This is a genomic window from Ruegeria sp. CDSC068, assembly GCF_059610545.1.
The window spans coordinates 198,863-219,460 of record NZ_JBXWNV010000005.1 but is presented as its reverse complement, the minus strand read 5'-3'; the positions used below and the strand labels follow the sequence as shown (position 1 = coordinate 219,460).

Annotated in this window: 19 protein-coding genes; 12 read left to right on the top strand and 7 right to left on the bottom strand. The window is 57.1% G+C overall.

The annotated features are described in order from the left end of the window. Positions 1 to 114: 114 nt before the first annotated feature. The gene (locus AC2FID_RS12450; RefSeq protein ID WP_496837073.1) at positions 115 to 2,301 is read right to left on the bottom strand and encodes a xanthine dehydrogenase family protein molybdopterin-binding subunit; all 2,187 of its coding nucleotides are present in this window, start codon (positions 2,299 to 2,301) and stop codon (positions 115 to 117) included. 3 nt (positions 2,302 to 2,304) lie between these two features. Next, complete coding sequence (locus AC2FID_RS12445) at positions 2,305 to 2,769, bottom strand: (2Fe-2S)-binding protein (protein ID WP_496754558.1); 465 nt, start codon at positions 2,767 to 2,769, stop codon at positions 2,305 to 2,307. 140 nt (positions 2,770 to 2,909) lie between these two features. Between AC2FID_RS12445 and AC2FID_RS12440 the strand changes: the two genes are divergently transcribed. Next, positions 2,910 to 3,512, top strand: a complete 603-nt coding sequence (locus tag AC2FID_RS12440; protein WP_058274090.1) for a TetR/AcrR family transcriptional regulator — start codon at positions 2,910 to 2,912, stop codon at positions 3,510 to 3,512. Between the two features lie 53 nt (positions 3,513 to 3,565). On the opposite strand, the gene AC2FID_RS12435 is transcribed toward AC2FID_RS12440, so the two are convergent. The 4 genes from AC2FID_RS12435 to AC2FID_RS12420 are packed head-to-tail and all read right to left on the bottom strand — an operon-like array spanning position 3,566 to position 7,361. Continuing rightward, positions 3,566 to 4,354, bottom strand: coding sequence for a heme ABC transporter ATP-binding protein (locus tag AC2FID_RS12435; RefSeq protein WP_496837071.1), 789 nt, complete (start codon positions 4,352 to 4,354; stop codon positions 3,566 to 3,568). Between the two features lie 3 nt (positions 4,355 to 4,357). Then, positions 4,358 to 5,434 carry a FecCD family ABC transporter permease gene (locus AC2FID_RS12430; RefSeq protein ID WP_496754556.1) on the bottom strand — a complete coding sequence of 359 codons (1,077 nt, stop codon included), beginning with the start codon at positions 5,432 to 5,434 and terminating at the stop codon, positions 4,358 to 4,360. Next, a complete protein-coding gene (locus tag AC2FID_RS12425) occupies positions 5,431 to 6,306 on the bottom strand; it encodes a heme/hemin ABC transporter substrate-binding protein (protein ID WP_496837069.1) in 876 nt (291 codons plus the stop codon). Before AC2FID_RS12425 ends, AC2FID_RS12430 begins: the two co-directional genes overlap by 4 nt. Further along, positions 6,306 to 7,361 carry a hemin-degrading factor gene (locus AC2FID_RS12420; protein WP_496837068.1) on the bottom strand — a complete coding sequence of 352 codons (1,056 nt, stop codon included), beginning with the start codon at positions 7,359 to 7,361 and terminating at the stop codon, positions 6,306 to 6,308. Before AC2FID_RS12420 ends, AC2FID_RS12425 begins: the two co-directional genes overlap by 1 nt. A 233-nt stretch (positions 7,362 to 7,594) precedes the next feature. Here AC2FID_RS12420 and AC2FID_RS12415 point away from each other — a divergent pair, with 233 nt between their 5' ends. Genes AC2FID_RS12415 through AC2FID_RS12390 form a run of 6 tightly spaced genes read left to right on the top strand, consistent with a single transcriptional unit; the run spans position 7,595 to position 12,327 of the window. Then, positions 7,595 to 9,625: a TonB-dependent receptor domain-containing protein gene (locus AC2FID_RS12415; protein ID WP_496837067.1), complete on the top strand. Its 2,031-nt coding sequence runs from the start codon at positions 7,595 to 7,597 to the stop codon at positions 9,623 to 9,625. A gap of 20 nt (positions 9,626 to 9,645) precedes the next feature. Then, positions 9,646 to 10,092: a hypothetical protein gene (locus tag AC2FID_RS12410; protein ID WP_496837066.1), complete on the top strand. Its 447-nt coding sequence runs from the start codon at positions 9,646 to 9,648 to the stop codon at positions 10,090 to 10,092. A 28-nt stretch (positions 10,093 to 10,120) separates the two neighbouring features. Further along, the gene (locus AC2FID_RS12405) at positions 10,121 to 10,765 is read left to right on the top strand and encodes a MotA/TolQ/ExbB proton channel family protein (protein WP_496837064.1); all 645 of its coding nucleotides are present in this window, start codon (positions 10,121 to 10,123) and stop codon (positions 10,763 to 10,765) included. After that, on the top strand, positions 10,755 to 11,126 hold the full coding sequence (locus AC2FID_RS12400) for a biopolymer transporter ExbD (RefSeq protein WP_496837062.1): 372 nt from the start codon (positions 10,755 to 10,757) through the stop codon (positions 11,124 to 11,126). Before AC2FID_RS12405 ends, AC2FID_RS12400 begins: the two co-directional genes overlap by 11 nt. Continuing rightward, positions 11,123 to 11,518, top strand: a complete 396-nt coding sequence (locus AC2FID_RS12395; RefSeq protein ID WP_496837060.1) for an ExbD/TolR family protein — start codon at positions 11,123 to 11,125, stop codon at positions 11,516 to 11,518. Before AC2FID_RS12400 ends, AC2FID_RS12395 begins: the two co-directional genes overlap by 4 nt. After that, positions 11,515 to 12,327, top strand: coding sequence for a TonB family protein (locus AC2FID_RS12390; protein WP_496837058.1), 813 nt, complete (start codon positions 11,515 to 11,517; stop codon positions 12,325 to 12,327). The genes AC2FID_RS12395 and AC2FID_RS12390 overlap by 4 nt, the downstream gene beginning before the upstream one ends. 20 nt (positions 12,328 to 12,347) lie before the next feature. Here AC2FID_RS12390 and AC2FID_RS12385 read toward each other — a convergent pair whose 3' ends face one another. Further along, entirely contained in the window at positions 12,348 to 13,130 is a 783-nt protein-coding gene (locus AC2FID_RS12385) for a FadR/GntR family transcriptional regulator (RefSeq protein WP_282169286.1), read from the bottom strand. A 351-nt stretch (positions 13,131 to 13,481) separates the two neighbouring features. On the opposite strand from AC2FID_RS12385, the gene AC2FID_RS12380 reads away from it, so the two are divergent. The 5 genes from AC2FID_RS12380 to phbB all read left to right on the top strand — a co-directional run bounded on the left by AC2FID_RS12380 (position 13,482) and on the right by phbB (position 20,560). Then, on the top strand, positions 13,482 to 14,531 hold the full coding sequence (locus AC2FID_RS12380) for a TRAP transporter substrate-binding protein (protein ID WP_496837057.1): 1,050 nt from the start codon (positions 13,482 to 13,484) through the stop codon (positions 14,529 to 14,531). Between the two features lie 114 nt (positions 14,532 to 14,645). Beyond that, positions 14,646 to 16,709: a TRAP transporter large permease subunit gene (locus AC2FID_RS12375; protein ID WP_472724061.1), complete on the top strand. Its 2,064-nt coding sequence runs from the start codon at positions 14,646 to 14,648 to the stop codon at positions 16,707 to 16,709. Between the two features lie 12 nt (positions 16,710 to 16,721). Then, positions 16,722 to 17,909: an alpha-hydroxy acid oxidase gene (locus AC2FID_RS12370; RefSeq protein ID WP_496837055.1), complete on the top strand. Its 1,188-nt coding sequence runs from the start codon at positions 16,722 to 16,724 to the stop codon at positions 17,907 to 17,909. After that, positions 17,906 to 19,603, top strand: coding sequence for a D-lactate dehydrogenase (dld, locus tag AC2FID_RS12365; RefSeq protein WP_496837053.1), 1,698 nt, complete (start codon positions 17,906 to 17,908; stop codon positions 19,601 to 19,603). The genes AC2FID_RS12370 and dld overlap by 4 nt, the downstream gene beginning before the upstream one ends. 234 nt (positions 19,604 to 19,837) lie before the next feature. Beyond that, entirely contained in the window at positions 19,838 to 20,560 is a 723-nt protein-coding gene (gene phbB / locus AC2FID_RS12360; protein WP_472724058.1) for an acetoacetyl-CoA reductase, read from the top strand. Positions 20,561 to 20,598 lie beyond the last annotated feature (38 nt).

Sequence of the window (20,598 nt, the reverse complement as noted above, 5' to 3'; positions counted from 1 at the left end):
CTGGCTACCCGAGGTGTAATAGAGGAGTGACCTGTTGTCACGAAATTTGATCAAATTTTCTTTGACTGAGAAAAACCCCGCGCTTGTCCAGTGGGACAGGCGCGGGGTTGACCGTTAGACGAAGCTGACGCCGTTTTCCACCATCGGCAGAGTGGTGACTTTCACGCCGGAAAGCGCCCGGATCGCATTGGCCAGCGCGGGGGCCGAAGGCGGTGTGCCGGGTTCTCCAACACCAGTGGGGGCTTCGGCGGAAGGCACGATATGAACGTCAATCTCGGCAATATCGCCGATGCGCAGCGGTTCATAATCAGGGAAGTTGTACTGGTCCACCGCGCCTTGGGTCAGCGTGATCTGATCACGCATGACGTGGCCGATACCATATCCGATACCGCCTTCCATCTGCGCGCGCACCACGTCGGGGTTCACGGCAATCCCGCAATCCACGGCGCATGTGACCTTCTCGATCTTGATGCCGTTTTCCGGATCACCGGACACCTCAACAACCTGTGCGGCATAAGACCCAAAGGACTTGTGCACCGCGATACCTTGTGCGCGACCCGCAGGAGCATTACCCCAACCGGCCTTCTCAACAGCCAGCTTCAGAACTTCTGCCTTGCGTTGCTGATCCGCATTATTGGTGTCCGCCAGATGGGACAGACGGAATTCTACCGGGTCACGACCCGCAGCCTCGGCCACGGTATCCATCATTGTCTCCATGACATACCCGGTGTGCGTGTGCCCCACCGAGCGCCACCAAAGAACCGTTGTTGCCTTGGGGGTGTCGGTTAAACCCAAGGCCATTCCGGGGATGTCATACGGGCTGTCGGCAATGCCCTCGACAGAGCTGTGGTCGACGCCGTCATGTACCGCGACGGCCTCAAACGGTGTGCCCTTGATGACCGACTGACCGGCGACCTGATGCTGCCAGCCGACGATTTTGCCATCGGCGTCCAGGCCAACGCGAACCCTGTGGCCGAAGGCGGGGCGGTAGTAACCGCTGCGGATATCATCTTCGCGTGTCCACACCAGTTTGACCGGGCGCGAGCGGTCGGTGACCACAAAGGCCAGCGCAGCCTCAACCTGATAATCCGCATCTGGCGTCGCCCGCCGTCCAAAGGATCCGCCGGCCAGCATTGTTTTGATGTGAATCTTTTCTGGCGGCAGTTGGAAGATCTGCTGATAGGCCATATGCGGGCCGGTCGGCATCTGGGCACCATCGTGCAGGACAATGTCACCTTCGGCAGTTTGCTCGATGGTGCAGTTCAACGGTTCCATCGGGGCATGTGCCAAAAGCGGGAAATAGAAGGTCTTTTCAACGACCGTGTCCGCGTCATCAATGGCCGCCGACACCGCTGCGACATCCGCCTTGTTCACGTTATACGTGGCTTCGGCGTCCAGAGCGGCCATGATTTCGGCCTTGATCTGGTCCGAGTCGCGGGTCTCAGATCCGGACATGTCCCAGTCTACCTCAAGCGCGTCACGCGCCTGAATGGCAGCCCAGGTGTTTTCGGCATAGACAGCGACACCAGCCTGATTGGGCAGGATGGCGGCACTGATATAGCCTTTGACCTCTTTTGACGCGCTGTCGTCAAAGCCGCTTGCGATGCCACCCTTCGATTCGGGCCGTTTGATCATGGCGACCATCTGGTTCGGCAGATGGACGTCCATCGCGTACATTGCCTGACCGTTGCCTTTGATTGCCGAATCCTTGCGGCGCACCGTCTCGTTGCCGATCAGGCGGAACTCTGACGGGTCTTTTAGGCGCGGCTCAGCCGGGGCCTCCAGTTGAGAGGCCGCGGCCACGAATTCAGCGATTGGGGCCGATTTGTCGCCTGCCTTGACGATACCTTCCTCAATGGTGATGCCGGATGCGTCCACGCCCCAGCTTTGCGCGGCGGCATTGATCAGCATCTCACGCGCTGCCGCACCTGCCTGACGGTATTGCATCCACGAATTCGCCATTGCGGTTGATCCGCCAGTGCCCTGAAAGGGACCGAACAGCAGGTTGTTATAGACTTGCGGGTTGGACGGCGCGAATTCGTATTCGATCTGGTCCATGGTCAGGCCGATTTCCTCGGCGATCAGCGTCGGCAGACCGGTTGCTGGACCTTGGCCCTTTTCAAAGTGTTTTACGATGGCTGTTACAGTGCCATCTGCATCGATCTTCACGAACGGGTTGAATTGAGCGGTCTCTGACGAAGCAGCCGCCAGCGCCCCATCAGGGCGTGCGCCAACCAGCAGGACGGCACCGGCAGCAGCGGCACCTTTCAGAAATCCACGGCGGGAGGTGTTGATGGTCATGGATCAGGCCTCCAAAATTTCAGATGCGCGCTGGATGCCGGCGCGAATGCGTTGATAGGTGGCGCAACGGCAGGCGTTGCCATGCATGTAATCGTCAATCTCTTCGATGCTGGGTTTGGGGTTTTCGGACAATAGTCCAACCGCCGACATCACCTGACCCGACTGGCAATAGCCGCACTGGACCACGTCCAGCTCGACCCAGGCTTGCTGAACAGCCGCGCCGATTTTGTCGTTTCCAACCGCCTCGATTGTAGTGATCTCGGCATCTTCGACATCTTCGATATAAGTCTGGCACGAGCGCACAGGCTCGCCGTTCAGATGCACGGTGCACGCGCCACAGGATGCGACGCCGCAGCCGAATTTTGTTCCGGTCAGCTTAAGTTCATCCCGGATCACCCAGAGCAGGGGCGTGCCGGGTTCGGCGTCGACCGTGTGGGTCTCGCCGTTCAGTTTCAAAGTCAATGCCATGAGGGGGCTCTCCGTGTTGGGCTGGTTACCTGAGTCGGTAAACTGGCGGGTTTACATTAGGCCAGAAACCCGCGCGTGTAAACTGGTGAGTTTACGTAGTGTTTGACCTTGATCTGTCAATGGGTCTATAGCTTTAAAATATGAACGAATGCACAGCGCCGAATGCGTCCAAACATGCCCAGATCATCGAAGCGGCGGTAGCGGAATTCCAAGAAAAGGGGTTCGCCGCCGCCAGCATGGACCGTATTTCAGCGCAGGCCGAGGTGTCCAAGCGCACGCTTTACAAGTACTTTGAAAGCAAGGAAAACTTGTTTAGATCCATCGTGTTGGAACTGTCTAACCGGTTCGCGGCCGTTCGGGATATCCGCTATGAAAAAGGGCGCGACATTCGTAAGCAGCTAACCGATCTGGCCTGGGCCGAGGGGCGCATTCTGATGCTGCCCGAAGTGATGGCGATGGCACGGATGGTGATCAGCGAAACTCTGCGCAACCCTGATCTGGCTGCCGCTGCGCAAGGCAAACTGGACAAAACAGCGATCTTTATCGAGATGCTGAGGGATGCAGCCGAAGACGGGCAGTTACGGATCGAAAACCCCGAACAGGCGGGACAGGAATTCATCGGCCTGATCAAGTCCAGAGCTTTCTGGCCGATGGTTTTCTCTGGCAACGTTCTGACCGAAGTCGAAATGACCGCGACTATAGACAGCAGCGTCGAGATGATACTGAGCCGTTACGGCGTCTAGTTTCGCTGCGTGATTAGGGCAGGCGGAAATACTGCTCGCCCCAAGTGGGCCCTTTACGCGGTTAAGGCCTGTCGCATGGCCTGCGGCAGGATGAACGGAACCTGAGCTTTAGGAAGGGTGCTGATAGGCAGGTCGATACCATAGACCTGCAGCATCGTCTGGTCGTTCAGGATCGCAGTTGGTGTGCCTGAGCCCCAAACAGATCCTTCCGACATGACATACACATAATCGGCAAACAGCGCCGTCAGGTTCAGGTCATGCATCACCACAACAACGCCGCCGCCTTGTGTGGCGAAGTTTCGTGCGACGCCCAGCACAGTGAACTGATGTGCGATGTCCAGGCTTGCAACGGGTTCGTCCAGCAACAGCCATCTGGGCCGATCGTGGTATGTTGCGTCCCAGACTTGGGTCAGAACGCGGGCAAGCTGAACTCGTTGCTGCTCACCACCCGAAAGGTTCTGGTAAGACCGGTGCTCAAACCCAGCGAGGTCGACATGAGCCAGCGCGCGGGAAGGCAGGCTGTCATCCGCTGCAGCTAGCCCGTTTGCAAGGCCCAGTCGGACGATCTCGAGCACAGTGAAGGGAAAGGCAACGGTTGACGATTGCGGTAGAACCCCGCGCATTGCAGCCAGTTGCCAAGGCTTCAGCTCGGAAATGCTGTGCCCGTTTAGAGAAATCTCTCCACAAGATTCAAGTTCGCCTGATAAGGCTTTGAGTAACGTAGATTTCCCCGAGCCATTCGGGCCGATGATGGCTGTGACTTTTCCGGGTTCTGCGTCAAAGTCCACGCCGTGGAGAATCTCCTTACGGCCGAGTTTGACGTGTATGTTTTCGCCCTTCATCACTTACATTCCCATTGTTCCGTGACGCCGCAGCAGAATCCACAGGAAGACCGGTGCGCCTAAGATTGCAGTTACGATGCCAATCGGCAGTTCGGCCGGTGCCACGATCAGGCGACTGATCATGTCGGCACACAGCAGTAAGCTAGCCCCTAACAGGGCCGAGTTCATCAACAGGCGGTGGTGGTCCGGTCCGGTCGCCAACCGCAGCAGATGCGGCACAACGATACCGATGAAACCAATGCCGCCGGATACGGCAACGGCGGCTCCGGTCGCGCCGGCCACGGCCAGAATGGCGATGTTCTTGCTGCGCTGAACCGGGATTCCCATGTGGTGCGCCACGGCTTCGCCCATCGCCATGCCGTTCAGCGCACGGGCAAGGAACTGGGCCGTGAACACGGAAATCAAGATGATCGGAGCGGCCGTGGCTGCTTTGGTCCATGTTGCGCCGGCCAGCGAGCCCATGCCCCAGAATGTCAGATCGCGCAGCTGTTGGTCATCGGCCATGTAGACCAGAACCCCGGACACAGCGCCCGACAGCGCACCCAACGCGATCCCTGCCAACAGCATGGTTGCAACCGATGTCTGCCCGCCTCGTGTTGAAACGCGATAGAGCAGCAAGACGGACGTCCACCCGCCCAGAAATGCCGCCACGGCGACCAAGCTATTACCGACCCAGGCCAGAATGGAGGCGGGCAGGTACGCACCGAGGATGATCGCGGAAATCGCGCCCAGACCGGCACCTGCGCTGACGCCCACAATTCCGGGGTCAGCCAAAGGGTTGCGAAAAAGGCCCTGCATCACCACGCCGGAAACCGCCAAAGCGGCGCCGACAAGAACTCCCATCGCCAGCCGGGGCAGGCGGATATCCCACAGGACGATCCGGTCGAGGTCCGAAATGTCCCGCCCTGCAATCAGGTCTGCGAATGCTGCACGAACGGATGCGTCCGACGCGCCGACCGAGATGCTGCAGATGCTGGTGAAAACCAACAGCGCCATAAGGGCCAGAGTGACCCGGCGCGCCGTCACTCGGCGGTCGTGAGCAGCCACGCTGAGCCCATCGTGATCCATTGCAAGGGTCATGAGCCGTTTATTCTCTGCAATTCCGCCGACAGATCAGCAATCGCCTCGGCCGTTCGGGGGCCAAAGCCCAGCAGATAGGCACCCTGCATGCGGATCAGACGTTTTTTCTGTCCAGCGGGCGTCAGCTTGATGGCTGGCATGGCAAACAGGTCTTCATTGGCGGTGATGTGGTTGCCTTGTCGATCCATCATCAGAATCACGTCCGGCGCGGTTGTGGCAATCGCTTCGGGTGTCATGGGTTTGAAACCCGATACGTTGCCAGCCGCGTTCACGCCGCCAGCCAGACGAATGATACTGTCTGCCTGTGTGTCCGCGCCGCCAACCATGATGCGATTATCCTGAGCTGACAGGACAAACAGAACCCGGGGTGTGCCGCCCACCGAAGCATCAACTGCATTCGAATGGGCCCCGTCAATCTTGGCACCGGTCTGATTGGCAAGTTCTTCGGCGGCATCTTCGACACCCAGGGCGGCCCCGACAGCCCGGATTTTTTCCACCACGCCGTCGCGTGAATAGTCTTCACTGATCGAGACGAAGGGCACACCGGCCTCTCTGAGAACCTCGACAGCCTCCGGTGGTCCGGACCCTTCCAGTGCCACGATCAGATCGGGTTTCACCGACAAGACCCCTTCGGGTGACAGCGCACGAATATAGCCGACATCGGGCAGGTCCAGCACATCAACCGGGTAGGTCGAGGTCCGGTCCCGCCCAACAAGGCGGTCCTGCTGACCCAGGGCATAGACGATCTCTGTCACGGAACTGCCGATGGCGATGATGCGGTTGGGTTCTGGCTCATCTGCTGCGATAGCCGCTGTTCCGATCAGCGCGCCGGCTACCGCGACGACCGATGAAAACCTGCAAAGCGGGCTCATCACGCCACCTCGGTTTCTTTTTTGGATTGCAGGCCTGCTACCAGTTGGTCCCAGGCCGGGCGGTGATCGTTTTCGCCTGAACGGCGGCCAAATATCTGCAGAATAAGACCACCTTCGGCATCGAACGCCTCAACTGAAACGGCGGGACCGCGTTGGGTTGGTTTGGTCACGGCCCAAACCTCGGCAATATGATCCGAGCGCAGGTGCAAATTGAAGCGCGGATCAAGCACGTTGAACCACGGACCCATCTGTTTAAGCGTCTCAACCGACCCACCGTGAATTTCGATGCACCCCCGGTTGCCGACGAAGACCATGATCTCAAGCCCTTGGTCCCGGACCTGTTCGAACATCTGGGAAACCGTTGCCGGTTCAAGCGCGCGAACCAGCGGTTCACCAGCGACGCGGTAGGCGCCCAATCGGTTCATCTTCAGCTTTGAGGTTAGGCGCAGGAACTGGTGTGTATCCGTCATCTTGGCCCATTCCGTTCGCAGAAGTTCGACCTTGTCGGTGTTCACCTTGGCGGCCTCGGTTGGCTTTCGCGGCTCGACACTCAGCGTCTGGGATTGGTCATCTGCCTGCAATTTCCTGACAAGTTCGTCCCAGTGGTTCAGGTCAGAGCCATCACGCAGAAAGATCTTGTGCACCGCATCCCCAGCGGCATCAAAAACTTGAAGGGATCGCTTTGTCCCTTTGTCCGTTTCACGTTCGATGGCAAAGGCGTGGACCCAATGGCCGGGGAACATGCGCAGGTCAATCTCTTCGGTCAGAACCATCGAAGCATGCGCACCGGAGTGGTAGTTGTCGTATTGCCCGACCTTTTCAATGACGCAAGAGAGGTTGCGCGTCAGCACCATGACCTCACCCAGCCCGTTGAGCATCGGGAAGATGTCATCAAGGCTTGCCGAAAGCCGCATTACGTCGATACCCGCAAACGCCGCAACGAGTTGACCTTCGGTTATTCCAAGTGATTCCGCTAAGTCGCGGTCACGTTTTCCGGTGTTTTCAACATAGGCCGCACGAATTTGATCCGGGGCCAGAAGCACCTGTTCCGTCATGGGTTTTTCCATCTTCGATTGTCATGGGTGTCGGGCTGGCACGGCCACCGTTGAACGCGGTGTACTGCTGGCGGCGGTCGTAAGAACGACCAGGAATTTATGTTGACTGTTTTAGTCAACTTTATTAACGAGCACAAGTCGCCAAAAAAGGCGATTCCAAAAATCATAAAAGACTGACCAAGCCAGCGCGGAGCAAGCATTTCCGGTCCTCTTAAAATTTCGAAGGGACAGAAATGCGTTCGCGTATTCAAAAGATGGGGTTGCTTGGTACGGTGTCGTGCCTGAGCATGGTAGCGGCTGGTGTTTCGGCGCAGGAACAGGATGAAGGCTTCCTGGGCACGCTGGAACTGGGTGAAAGCAAACGGGAAATCCAAACGGATACCGCCGTGCCGGTCACCAATATCGATCAGGAAGAGATCAACGACCGTCAGGCCAACACCGTCGCAGAACTGATTGACACGGTGCCCGGTGTGACGCTGGTCAATGGCTCGACACCGCAAGGGTCGGGGATCAATATCCGTGGGTTCGGTGCCAACGGCACCTTTGGGACCGACCAGAAAGTGCTGATCCTTGTCGATGGGGCTACAACCGGCGCGGAGGAGTTGTATCGGATCGGCAATCAGTTGTTCACTGATCCGCAGCTATATAAAAGCGTCTCAGTCATTCGCGGCACTGTGGGGTCGTTCGAATACGGTTCGGGTGTCGTAGGCGGCGTGGTTCAGTTGGAAACCAAAGACGCGTCAGATTTCACCGGTGGTGAGCCGGGCTTCCGGTTCCGCCAAACGCTGGAAGGGTATTCCAACGGGAACGGCTTTGCCTCGTCATCCATCCTGGCCTGGCAGCCAAACCGCCAGACCGAATTCCTGTTCAACTACACCTATCGTGATCAGGACGATCAGAAGGACGGCAATGGCGATTCGATCGGTAACAGTGCCTTCACGCTGCCGTCGCTTCTGGCAAAGGGTAAATACAGCTTTGGTGACGACCTCGAACACTCGATCACCGCGTCCTATAATCAGTCGACGTCGGAAGAACGCGACGTTCCGTATGACTCGTTCGGCACGACATCGGATTCATTTGGCAACGTAGACCGCGATATCGAAACGAAAATCGGCATTCTGCGGTATCAGTACCGCCCGGCTGGCAATGACCTGATCGATCTGGACGTGAACCTCAGCTACTCGGAGCAGGAGATTGACAGCTCTTACGTGCCCGGGTCCTCAAGCCTGGAAGGAACGCCATTCTTCCCAAGTATTCGTGGGCTGGCTGACGCGACGCACAACTATGAAACCACGAAGCTGACGATCAAGAATACGTCGTACTTCCAAACCGGCGTCGCCTCGCACGACCTGCGCGCCGGGATCGAATTCATCAATCGCGAGCGTCTGGACGCGCCCTCGGCCCCCGGTGGTACCGATCGTCGTGTCGCACTGTTTGCCGTGGACGATATTCAGATCGGCGATCAGCTGACCATCACTCCGGCGATCCGGTACGAGACGCAGGACATCAAAGGCAACGGTGATGCACCGGCTCCGCGCAATGAAAGCTATGACAACAACGCGCTGATGGGCGGTTTGTCTGCAAGGTACGAATTTGCCAGCGGCTTTGCCGTGTTCGGCAGCGGTGCATACACGGAAAACCTACCAATCATCGACGATCTTGGCACACCAGCATACATGACGCAGCCTGAAAAGTCGCGCACATGGGAAGCGGGCTTCTCGTATAGCCGTGGCGATGTTTTTGCTGCGGGCGATGTGGTTCGTGCCAAGGTCAATTTCTATAAGACAGATCTTTGGGACATCACGTCTTATGTATCGGGCAGTCCTTCCCGCCCGCTGCAGGAAGTTGAAACCAAGGGCGTTGAAATCGAGGCATCTTATGCCAGCGCGGCTGGATACTATGTCGACTTCAACGCAAACATCGTCAAAGGGACTGAAACCAGCTCGCTTGGCGTGGACTCACCATGGCGGAACGAGCCGACAGACTCAGCGCGGGTAACAGTCGGCAAACGCTTTGGCGAAACTCTGGACGTCAGCTGGGAGCTGTTCGGCGCCAAATCCGGCACCGACTCAAGCGGAGATCCGGTTGCTGGCTACGGCGTGAACACCCTGCGCGCGACCTATCTGCCGCAGGAAGGCGCGTTTCAGGGTTTCGAAGTTCGCGCAGGCGTCGAGAACATCTTTGACAAGAACTATCTGCCGAACCTTTCGACCCGCAACTCACCAGGCCGGAACTTCAAGCTGACCCTGGCCAAAACCTTCTGATCCACACGAAAGGACCAGTCATGCAGACAACAATCAAAAGAAATGCTCGGGTGGTCCTGCTGACCCTGCTCCCAGTTTTGGGGGCAGGGATTGCCAGTGCAGAGGAAACGCAAAAAACCAACGGCGTATCAATCGAACTCAGCAGTGCCGAGACAAAGGGCGAAAGCTGTTTGCTGAGCTTTGTCGCTGAAAACGCCTATGACATCGATATCGATGGCGCGGTTTATGAGACCGTTCTTTTCGGCGCAGAAGGTCAGGTGGCCCTTCTGACACTACTTGATTTTGCCGAATTGCCTGCGGGCAAGCCCCGTGTGCGGCAATTCCAGTTCAACGACATGGCTTGCGATCAGATCAGCCGAATACTGATCAACGGTGTGCAGGAATGCGTGACACAATCTGACATGGCCGATGCCTGCATGTCCGGGCTTACGCTCACAAGTCGCCTTGAAACGGAAGTGATTGGGTGAGGTTATGGACGCAGTTATAAGAAAAGTAATGGAAATTTTGGAATTGGGCGGGCCGGTTGTCGCCATCCTGATCGCGACTTCAATCGCAACACTCTCATTGGTTTTGTACAAACTGTGGCAGTTCCGCGCCGCAGGGGTCGGCCGTCATATTGAGCTTTCGCGCGCCATTCAGGCCTGGGATCGTCAGGACCTTGATGAAACCAGGGCGCATCTGGGTAAAAGTCGCAGCTACCTTGCCCCGGTAATCGCGATGGCCTTGTCTGGTGAGGATCGCACCCTGTCCGAGCGTACCGACGCCGAGGCCGAAGCGCGGTTTGCCCAACTTGAGCAAGGGTTCAACGTCTTGGATATGGTCGCCCAACTTGCACCGCTTCTGGGGCTTTTCGGGACCGTATTGGGCATGATCGAGGCGTTCCAAACCCTTCAGGGCGCGGGCAATTCTGTTGATCCATCGCTGCTTGCCGGTGGTATTTGGGTGGCCCTGTTGACGACCGCTGCCGGCCTTGCGGTCGCTATGCCGACTTCGATGGTCCTGACGTGGTTCGAGGCACGCATGAACCGAGAGCGTACCTTTGCCAACCGCGCTTTGAGAACCGTGTTTGCACCGGGCTATGCTGAGGACGCGCCGGTGGCTGATCAAACCCCGCAACAGGTTTTCGCCCATGGCACTTAACGTCCGCAGAAGACGGCGCAGGCGCTTGTCGATGACATCCTTGATTGACGTCATCTTTTTGCTGTTGCTGTTCTTCATGCTGACGTCGACGTTCTCCAAGTATGGCGAAATCGAATTTGCCACCGCCGCTGCCGGAGGTGCGGAAACTGATCAGGTGATCCGCTTTGTCAAACTTGAGGCCGACCGTATTTTGGTTGACGGCACGCTTGCCGCGTTCGAAGACATGGCCACGGTGATGGCGACCGATAAGCCTCAGACCGCGTTGATCAGTCTTGGACAGAACGCGACTTCGCAACAGCTGATTGATTTGCTTTCGGTGCTAAAAGGCATCGACCATTTGCGCGCACAGGTGATCGGATGATTCAACTCAAACGCAAGGCAAAACAGGGTCGAGAACCAACGATCGCACTGATCAATGTCGTCTTTCTGATGCTCATCTTTTTCATGATCGCAGGCACGCTTGCACCGCCGCTGAGCAAATCGGTGAAGCTGGTGGAAACCAGTGATCTGGACGGTCGCGAGCCACCCGATGCTTTGGTCATTCGTAGCGATGGTTCACTGGAATACCGGGGCGCCGAACTGACTGGAGTTGAGGCGTATGTGGAACGCGCGTCGATCAACCTGCCGCTGGATGATGTTCGCGTTGTGCCGGACCGGGCTTTGCCTGCTGTTCGGCTGAAAGAGGTCAGTGATAACTTGCGCGTGCTGGGTGCAAAAAGGGTGTACGTGGTCACAGAAAGGGGTTTGCAATGATACCCAGATCTCGTGGCGTAGCTGTTGCGGCTTTGGCGCTGGCCGCAGCCACCCATGTTCTTGCCCTGCATGACTTTTCCGCAGGTGAACCGGTGCTTGTCGAAGGTGGCGGGTCGGGCGAGGTTGCTGCGCTGGGGGATGCATTCAAGGACTATGTGACGGGGGCCACCGCCTCGACACCCGCTACTGCACATCAACCGACCGTCGCACCGACACAGCAACAAACTGCGGTCAGCCCAACCTCTCAGGCCCGGGCGTCAGTTCCCGGGGCGATCAAGCATACTGTCGCCAACACCAAAGCCGCGGTCGCGGTGACCCATCGACAAGCATCTGCCGAAGCGCAAGAAGCAGCGCCGTCTGAGACCGAAGCCGTCGCGAAAACCCCAGCCGTGAAACCGGTGGACCCGACCAAACAAAAGGTCGATCAGGTTGCGTCGCAGGCAGGAAATTCTGAAAAGAGCGCCAGAAAAGGCAATGCATCGGGAAAAACCAGCAAAGGCGCTGCGACGGCCAAAAAGACAAGTTCCATAGCGGCCGGGCAGGGTAACGCTGAGGTCAGCAATTACAGAGGGCACGTAATGCGCAAGATAACTCGTGCCCGACGTAAAAACGTCAATATTCGTGGTGCAGTGTTGGTGAGTTTTCGGATTGGCGACAATGGGGCGCTTGTAAGTGTCACCGTTAAGCGCAGTTCGGGGTCGAAACGACTGGATCAGGTGGCACTTGCGCAGGTACGCGCGGCAGCGCCATTTCAGCCACCACCTGCCGCAGCCCGTCGTGATTACATGATTGAGATCGTTGGAAAGTAAGAACGAACTGCGCTGCCCGATCAGAGTTTTGAATCAGACAGAAGGCGGCGCTTTTCGGCCATTGCCTCACGGCGGCGTCTTTCAATGCCAAGCTTGAAGGACTCTTCAACAAAGTCGATGTGGTCATAAGCAGCCTTTTCCGCGCGTGCTTCATTGCCTGAGATGACCGCCATTCCAAGTTCGCGATGCTGCTCCATCAGCAGCTTGCCCGTGCCGTCGATGGTCTTCAGAAAATCACGATTGTAGAACACGCCTTGCCGTGTGAGCTCGTAGATAGACGCCATCATGTGGATGAGTGTCGCGTTTTGGCTGGCGTCCACAATTGCGGCGTGCAGCGCAAAATCAGCCTCACGCGAGGCCAATGCATCCTTCTCGTGCCAGGCGCGTTCATCCTCGGCCAAGATATTCGTGATCCGTTCTTTATCCGCTTTGGTCGCCCGCCGCGCGGCGAGCTTAGCGGCAAAGCCTTCCTGTTCGCGCCTGTATTCGAGATAGTCAAAAAAAGCGGGCTCATGGCGTTCGTAAAGCGCCAACAAGGCAGGGAGCATGGCGCTGCCTGTCAACGCAGCTACGAAAGTGCCTTCACCATGCTGTGTCGTCACCAAGCCTCGTTCTTCAAGAACCGCCAGCGCCTCACGCAGTTTGGGGCGGGAGACGCGAAGGGTTTCCGCCAGATCGCGTTCCGATGGCAGTTTGCGACCCTGCTTGAGAATGCCCGAAGCAATCAGGTCTTCAATCTGAGCCACCACTGCATCCGAGAGTGATTCGTGCCCGATTGGTTCGAAAATCGCTGTCGTGTTCATCGTGGTTTACCCTTCTGAAGAAGATTCAGAACCCCTTTGGTAAATAAAAGTAACCTTTGAGTGTGTGTTTTTCAATGCCTGATTTTGTGGGGAAACCTCTCGGAAAATTTAGAGTTCAACTGATTGCCAGTAAACAAAAAAGTCCGAAGTGTTCGCCCAATCATCGTCGTCGGCGATCCTCTTAGGTTTAGGCGATCTGGGTCATCTCTAGGCAAATAGCAAGCGAACCATTGGTAAATAAAGTTGTTGACTGAAATGTTTGGTCAACTTTATTTACCAGTGTGGGCGCAGGAAGATCTCGCGTCACAAATTCATCGGACGCCAAGTCCGACCGACCCTGGAGGAGATTTCATGAAAAAGACCCTGACGAGCCTTGCCGTGGCTGCCAGCCTGATGGCGGCACCTGCGGTTGCTGCTGACAAACTGCTGCTGAAAACCCCGATTGCTTTCTCGACCGAGCTTCCAGGGTTGGGTTCCCCGATCCCTCGTGTTGCCGAGCAGCTTGACCTGATGTCTGGCGGTACGCTGAAGATGAAGGTTTACGAGCCGGGCAAATTGGTCCCGCCGTTCGAAATTCTGGATGCCGTATCGACTGGCAAGATTAACTCGGGCTACACCACCGCTGGTTACTGGGCGGGTAAAATCCCGGCTGCGCCGCTGTTCTCGGCGGTTCCGTTTGGCCCTGAGGCGGGCGAATACATGGCGTGGCTGTATTACGGCAACGGAATGTCGCTGTACCAAGAGATGTATGATCAGGCGGGATACAACGTTCATGTAATCCCCTGCGCGGTCATTGCCCCTGAAACGTCGGGCTGGTTCGCGACCGAGATCAACACCCCTGAAGATCTGAGTGGCCTCAAGATGCGCTTCTTCGGTCTGGGTGGAAAAGTCATGCAGAAACTGGGCGTGGCAACCTCGTTGCTGCCGGGCGGTGAGATTTTCCCCGCGCTTGAAAAAGGCGCCATCGACGCAACCGAGTTTTCGATGCCTGCCATCGACGCGCGTCTGGGCTTTCACAAACTGGTTAAGTTCAACTATTTCCCCGGTTGGCACCAACAGGCGACCGTGTTCGAGCTGATGATCAACAAGGACGTCTGGAACGAGACCAGCGAGCAGCACAAGGCGATCATCGAAAACGCTTGTAAGGCATCGATGGCCGACAGTTTTGCCGAAGGTGAGGCCATCCAGCACGCGGCCCTGATCGACAACGTTGAAAACAACGGCGTCACCATCAAGCAGTGGTCGCCCGAGATGCTGGATACATTCCGTGCCACCTGGGATGAGGTTGCTGCCGAAGAGGCCGCCAACGATGCCTTCTTTGCCAAGGTTCTGTCCGACATGAACGAGTTCCGCGACGGCTATGCCCTGTGGAAAACCAACGCGTTCCTCCCCCGTCAGTAACCCGACTTGCTGACGCGTCCGGGGCAGGGGCAACTCTGCCTCGGACATTATCAGGATTTCAAACCTGCATTCCCTTGACCGCGCTAGCGCCGGTCAACTGAGCGAGGATTACCCATGGCCACGCAAAAGAACCTCAATGATCCGGTCGAAGCCTATGAAGGCATCCTGGAGCACCCCGAAACTGACCGCCAAAAAATCGCCGTTGCTATTGATACAGGCGTGAAAACCGTCGGGCATGTGGTGATGTGGGCCAATGTCCTGTTGATGGCCGCGATCTTCAGTCAGGTTTCGCTGCGCTATCTGTTCAGCCAGAACTATCCCAAACTGGACGAGATCCAGTGGCACTTTTACGGCATCGTCACGATGATCGGCATATCCTATGCCTTGATCACAGACAGCCACGTGCGCGTTGACGTTCTGCACATGCAACTGTCCCGTCGCGCGCAGCGTGTGATCGAAGTGATCGGCATTCTGACTCTGCTGACCCCGTTCATCTATCTGATGATCGATCAAGGATATGATTACTTCTACGAGAGCTTCCGCGTCAGCGAGCGCTCGGACAGCCCCACAGGTCTGCCTGCGCGCTGGGCCTTTAAGGCGGTCATTCCGATCAGTTTTGTTCTGCTGGGCTTGGCCGCGCTGGCGCGATTGATCCATGACGGGCATGCGCTGATGTACGGGCCCGCCTCGGAGCGCGAGGGCGCACCCCTGCGCCGAATCCTTCTGGTGCTGGCCGTATTTGCCGCGGTCTGTATTGGCCTGACCTTCCTGGTTGAAACGACTGAGGAAAAACTGGTCATCGCAATGTTCCTGACATTCATTGCGCTGCTTTTTACAGGATACCCGGTGGCTTGGGTTCTGGCCGGTGTCGGCGTTGCCTATTGTGGGCTGGCCTATCTGTTCGACAACGATCTGATGCTGTGGACAGGGTTGGAAAGCACCTTTACGGGACTCGACTATCTGACCTTGGGCGCTGTGGTGAACCGGGTCTACGCGACCATGTCCAACGCGGTTCTGGTTGCGCTGCCGATGTTCATCTTTATGGGGCTGATGCTGGACGAAAGCGGGGTAGCCGAACGTCTGATGTCGTCGATGCAGCGCCTGTTTGGCACCGTGCGTGGCGGTCTGGCGATCACGGTCACGCTGATCGGGATCATTCTGGCGGCTTCGACCGGCATCATCGGTGCGTCCGTGGTTCTGCTGGGTGTGCTGTCGCTGCCGTCAATGATGCAACAGAAGTACCAACCAACGTTGGCCGCAGGTGTGGTTTCAGCCTCAGGCACGCTGGGCATCCTGATCCCTCCGTCGATCATGCTGGTGATCATGGCTGACCAGATGGCATTGTCGGTAGGCGATCTGTTCATGGCCGCGGTCTTTCCAGGTGTCATCATTGGTGGCCTCTACCTGACTTACATCTTTATCCTCGCTTTGGTGAAACGCGATGCGGCACCAGTGCCCGAGGGTGCAAAAGCCCCCGATTGGGCCGCCGTCAAGGACGTGCTGTTTGCCGTCATCCCAACCCTGTTGTTGATCCTTGCAGTACTGGGTTCGATCTTTGCCGGGCTGACGACGCCAACCGAGGCTTCGGGCATTGGTGCGTTGGGTGCAACACTGCTTGCGCTGGGCTATCGCAAGCTGACATTCGCCAAACTGTGGAATGTGCTGGTGTCGACCTTCAACACGACCGCCTACATCTTCGCGATCTTCCTGGGCGCGACCGTGTTTTCGTATGTCCTACGAGAACTGGGCGGAGATGAGTTGATCGAACACGTGGTGCAGTCCACTGGCTTTGGGGCCAATGGAACGATCCTCTTCATCCTGTTCATCGTATTCCTGCTGGGTTTTGTTCTGGACTGGATCGAAATCACGCTGATTGTGCTGCCGCTGATGCGCCCCATCGTGAACGGTCTGGGCATCGATATTCCCGGATTTGGAGTACTGGATGAACCGGCGCTTGTGTGGTTCGTGATCCTGGTGGCAGTTACGCTGCAGACCAGCTTCCTAACCCCACCCGTTGGTTTTGCCTTGTTCTATCTCAAGGGCGTCTGCCCGCCCGAGATCAAACTGACGCATATCTACAAGGGCATCATCCCCTTTGTCCTGCTGCAATTGACCGGACTGGCTCTTGTCTTCCTGTGGCCCACACTTGCCACCTGGTTGCCATCCGTCGCCTATTAAGGAGGAAGAGTCATGCGTCTGACGGACTGTCATAACTTTCAGGATTTCCGCAGATTGGCCAAGCGCCGCCTGCCGGGGCCGATCTTCAACTATATTGACGGCGGCGCGGATGATGAGGTGACTTACCGCGAAAACACACGGACGTTTGATCGGTGTGATCTGCTGCCATCGGTCCTGCGTGGGGTGACGGACGTGGACATGTCGGTCACCGTGATGGGGCAAAAGCTGGATATGCCGATTTATTGCTCGCCGACGGCTTTGCAGCGCCTTTTCCACCATCAAGGGGAACGTGCTGTGGCAGCGGCCGCCGAGAAATATGGCACCATGTTCGGTGTGTCGTCGCTGGGCACCGTGTCCATGGAAGAATTGCGCCAGAAGCATAAGAACCCGCAGGTCTATCAGTTCTACTTTCACAAGGATCGCGGCCTGAACTCTGCCATGATGCAGCGCGCCAAAGAGGCTGGCGTCGAGGTCATGATGCTGACCGTCGACAGCATCACCGGCGGCAATCGCGAACGGGACCTGCGCACAGGCTTTTCAATCCCGTTTCGCCTGACTTTGGGCGGCATGATCCAGTTTGCGATCAAGCCGATGTGGGGCATCAACTATGTCACGCATGAAAGATTCCGCCTGCCGCAATTGGACGAACATGTGGATATGGGCGGCGGCGCCAGTTCGATCGGTGGCTACTTCACTGACATGTTGGACCCGTCGATGGACTGGGATGATGTGGCCGAGATGGTGCGTGAGTGGGATGGCCAGTTCTGCCTCAAGGGTATCATGACAGTCGAGGACGCACGCCGTGCGGCTGAGATCGGGTGTACCGGCATCATCCTGTCGAACCACGGTGGTCGCCAGTTGGACGGCTCGCGTACGCCGTTTGATCAGTTGGCCGAGATTGTTGATGCCGTCGGCGACAAGCTGGACGTGATGATGGACAGCGGAATTCAGCGCGGAACCCATGTGCTCAAGGCGTTGTCTTTGGGTGCCAAGGCGGTCGGGGTAGGGCGGCACTATCTGTATCCATTGGCTGCCGCTGGTCAGCCGGGCGTCGAACGGGCGTTGGGATTGATGCGGGCCGAGATCGAGCGCGACATGAAGCTGATGGGCGTAACGCGGCTCGACCAACTGTCGCGCACTAACCTGCGCTTCCGGGACACAGCGACCAGTCCTGGCGATGCACATCGGAACGCGGCATGATCAACGAAGCCCTCATAACCAAATTTCGCGCCATCGTCGGCGCCCGTAATGTGCTAAAAGGCGAACGCGCGACCGAGCGGTTCCGCCGCGGGTTCAGATCGGGTGAGGGCAAAGCACTCTGCGTCGTTCGACCCGGTGCTTTGCTGGAACTGTGGCACGTTCTGCAGGCCTGCGTCGCCGCCGACAAGATCGTCATCATGCAGGCGTCCAATACTGGCCTGACCGAAGGGTCTACACCCAAAGGCGGTTACGACCGTGACGTTGTGCTGATTAATGTCAGTCGGATGAAAGCCCTGCACCTTTTGCAAGACGGTCAGCAGGTTCTAAGCCTGCCGGGCGCGTCTCTGTTTGAGTTGGAGAAGCAGCTAAGGCCACTGGGGCGAACACCGCATTCGGTAATCGGGTCCTCCAGCATTGGGGCCTCGATCGTGGGTGGGGTTTGCAACAATTCCGGCGGTTCCTTGTGCGAGCGCGGACCCAGTTATACAGAGCTTGCCCTTTTCGCCCAGATCGCCGCGGATGGGACGCTGAAACTGGTGAACCATCTGGGGCTGGATTTGGGCGACACTCCAGAGGAAATCCTGACCCGTGTTGAAGCCGGGGATTTCGACAAGGATGCCCCGACACCTCAGGGTCGCAATGCGTCGGACCCGGATTACACTGCGATCCTGCGCGATGTCGATGCGGACACGCCCTCGCGTTACAACAATGACGAACGGCTGTTGTACGAAGTGTCCGGCTGTGCGGGCAAACTGGCGGTATTCGCAGTGCGGCTTGATACTTTCCCGACCTATGAGCGTGAGCAGGTCTTTTACATCGGTACAAACCACCCTGCTGACCTTACCGACCTACGTCGCCACATCCTGACGCATTTCAAAACACTGCCAGTTTCAGCCGAATACGTTCATCGAGAGTGTTTCGACATCGCAGCGAAATACGGTAAGGACACTCTGGTAATGATCGACAAGCTGGGGACCGACCGGCTGCCGATGTTCTTTGCTATGAAGGGCGCGGTGGACTCGCGTCTGAACAAGTTTTCGTTGACCCGGGGTTTCACCGACAAGTTCATGCAGGTTGTTGCAAAGCTTTGGCCCGAGCATCTGCCGAAGTTCCTGTATGAGTATCGTGACAGGTATGAACACCACCTCATCTTGAAAATGCATGACAGCGGTATCGAAGAGGCGGCGGTGTTTCTTCCCGAATTCTTTGGTTCCCGCAGCGCCGAATTTGTCACCTGCACCCCGCGTGACGCCAAGATCGCCGGGTTGCATCGATTTGCTGCTGCGGGTGCCGCAGTGCGGTATGGCCATGTCCATTCCGACGAAGTCGAAGAGATACTGGCGCTGGATATCGCGCTGCGTCGCAATGATCGTGATTGGTTCGAAACGCTGCCGCCTGAGATCACTGATCAGTTGGTTGGCAAAGTCTACTACGGCCACTTGATGTGCCACGTGATGCACCAGGATTACATCATCAAAAAGGGATGCGATCCAAGGGCGATCAAGACTGCGATGCTTCGGATACTTGATGAGCGCGGGGCCGAATATCCGGCCGAGCACAATGTCGGCCACCTCTACAAGGCCAAGCCGGATCTGGCGGCGCATTACAGGCGCTGCGATCCAACTAATTCCTTTAACCCCGGGATCGGTAAAATGTCGAAGTTCCGGGATTATGCTGGTGACAAGCCCCGGTGACGGTGACCGGAGTCTCGTGCCGTCCATTGCGTTTTGACTGTGAATGGTTGCGTAAACACTCCAGTAACTCTTTGGTAAGGCTGTATTTTTAATGTCAAATTTCAGGTAGTTTAACGTTAAACCTTTCCTGAAACGCATAGCTGCTATTCCGCTCAGGCCTATCCGGTGGTAAAAAATTACGCTACGTAACACTGCAAGTTAGGTCAAAGTCACTGACTAATTGGAGGGTTAGAGATGACACGTACTGCACTTGTAACCGGTGGTAGCCGGGGTATCGGCGAAGCGATTTCCAGAAAGTTGAAAGCTGAAGGATATACTGTTGCCGCGACCTATGCTGGCAATGACGAAAAGGCGGCTGCTTTCACTGCCGAGACCGGCATCAAAACCTATAAATGGAATGTCGCAGATTACGAAGCCTCGGCCGCTGGGATCGCACAGGTCGAGGCCGAGATTGGATCGATCGATATTGTGGTCGCCAACGCCGGGATTACCCGCGACGCGCCGTTCCACAAGATGACGCCGCAGCAGTGGAAAGATGTCATAGACACCAACCTGACCGGAGTGTTCAACACGATCCACCCAATCTGGCCCGGTATGCGCGAGCGTAAGTTCGGCCGTGTCATTGTCATCAGTTCTATCAACGGCCAGAAAGGCCAGTTTGCGCAAGCCAACTATGCCGCCACCAAGGCAGGTGATCTGGGAATCGTCAAATCTCTGGCACAGGAAGGCGCGCGCGCAGGCATTACCGCAAACGCTATCTGCCCCGGTTATATCGCCACTGAGATGGTCATGGCCGTGCCTGAAAAGGTCCGCGAGGCCATTATCGGCCAAATCCCGGCGGGACGGCTGGGCGAACCCGAGGAAATCGCCCGCTGTGTGGCCTTCTTGGCCTCGGATGACGCCGGGTTTGTCAACGGCTCAACGATTTCTGTCAACGGCGCACAATTCTTCGTCTGACACTCCTCGGGACACAGTTTGAGAAAGGAACCTGTCCA

Bases quoted from the DNA above. Each gene is read 5' to 3' on its own strand.
- AC2FID_RS12450 (WP_496837073.1), bottom strand. From the start codon at position 2,301: ATGACCATCAACACCTCCCGCCGTGGATTTCTGAAAGGTGCCGCTGCT.
- AC2FID_RS12445 (WP_496754558.1), bottom strand. From the start codon at position 2,769: ATGGCATTGACTTTGAAACTGAACGGCGAGACCCACACGGTCGACGCC.
- AC2FID_RS12440 (WP_058274090.1), top strand. From the start codon at position 2,910: ATGAACGAATGCACAGCGCCGAATGCGTCCAAACATGCCCAGATCATC.
- AC2FID_RS12435 (WP_496837071.1), bottom strand. From the start codon at position 4,354: ATGAAGGGCGAAAACATACACGTCAAACTCGGCCGTAAGGAGATTCTC.
- AC2FID_RS12430 (WP_496754556.1), bottom strand. From the start codon at position 5,434: ATGACCCTTGCAATGGATCACGATGGGCTCAGCGTGGCTGCTCACGAC.
- AC2FID_RS12425 (WP_496837069.1), bottom strand. From the start codon at position 6,306: ATGAGCCCGCTTTGCAGGTTTTCATCGGTCGTCGCGGTAGCCGGCGCG.
- AC2FID_RS12420 (WP_496837068.1), bottom strand. From the start codon at position 7,361: ATGACGGAACAGGTGCTTCTGGCCCCGGATCAAATTCGTGCGGCCTAT.
- AC2FID_RS12415 (WP_496837067.1), top strand. From the start codon at position 7,595: ATGCGTTCGCGTATTCAAAAGATGGGGTTGCTTGGTACGGTGTCGTGC.
- AC2FID_RS12410 (WP_496837066.1), top strand. From the start codon at position 9,646: ATGCAGACAACAATCAAAAGAAATGCTCGGGTGGTCCTGCTGACCCTG.
- AC2FID_RS12405 (WP_496837064.1), top strand. From the start codon at position 10,121: ATGGAAATTTTGGAATTGGGCGGGCCGGTTGTCGCCATCCTGATCGCG.
- AC2FID_RS12400 (WP_496837062.1), top strand. From the start codon at position 10,755: ATGGCACTTAACGTCCGCAGAAGACGGCGCAGGCGCTTGTCGATGACA.
- AC2FID_RS12395 (WP_496837060.1), top strand. From the start codon at position 11,123: ATGATTCAACTCAAACGCAAGGCAAAACAGGGTCGAGAACCAACGATC.
- AC2FID_RS12390 (WP_496837058.1), top strand. From the start codon at position 11,515: ATGATACCCAGATCTCGTGGCGTAGCTGTTGCGGCTTTGGCGCTGGCC.
- AC2FID_RS12385 (WP_282169286.1), bottom strand. From the start codon at position 13,130: ATGAACACGACAGCGATTTTCGAACCAATCGGGCACGAATCACTCTCG.
- AC2FID_RS12380 (WP_496837057.1), top strand. From the start codon at position 13,482: ATGAAAAAGACCCTGACGAGCCTTGCCGTGGCTGCCAGCCTGATGGCG.
- AC2FID_RS12375 (WP_472724061.1), top strand. From the start codon at position 14,646: ATGGCCACGCAAAAGAACCTCAATGATCCGGTCGAAGCCTATGAAGGC.
- AC2FID_RS12370 (WP_496837055.1), top strand. From the start codon at position 16,722: ATGCGTCTGACGGACTGTCATAACTTTCAGGATTTCCGCAGATTGGCC.
- dld (WP_496837053.1), top strand. From the start codon at position 17,906: ATGATCAACGAAGCCCTCATAACCAAATTTCGCGCCATCGTCGGCGCC.
- phbB (WP_472724058.1), top strand. From the start codon at position 19,838: ATGACACGTACTGCACTTGTAACCGGTGGTAGCCGGGGTATCGGCGAA.